Source organism: Idiomarina sp. UBA3162 (assembly GCF_002364475.1).
GTDB lineage: Bacteria > Pseudomonadota > Gammaproteobacteria > Enterobacterales > Alteromonadaceae > Idiomarina.
This window is the reverse complement of sequence record NZ_DEYI01000106.1, coordinates 1-233: the sequence shown is the minus strand read 5'-3', so window position 1 is coordinate 233 and position 233 is coordinate 1. Positions and strand designations below refer to the sequence as shown.

Below are 233 nucleotides of genomic sequence, written 5' to 3'. Positions count from 1 at the left end.
CCGACATCAGAATCGGTTTCATCCTTACCTTTGATGTAGGTACCGATACCACCGTTCCAAATAAGGTCCACTTCCATGGTTAGACACGCACGAATAAGCTCGTTAGGTGTCATTGACTTCTTCTGTGAACCGAGCATTTTCTTCATTTCTGGCGAAAGCTCGATGGCTTTGGCACTACGACTGAAAATACCGCCACCTTTAGAAATCAATTCTTTGTTGTAATCTTCCCAGCT

General features: G+C 44.2%; 1 protein-coding gene. It reads right to left on the bottom strand.

The window, feature by feature from the left end:
• Window positions 1-233: NAD-glutamate dehydrogenase domain-containing protein (locus B2X00_RS12320; RefSeq protein ID WP_290487952.1), on the bottom strand; the 233-nt coding region annotated here is incomplete at both ends.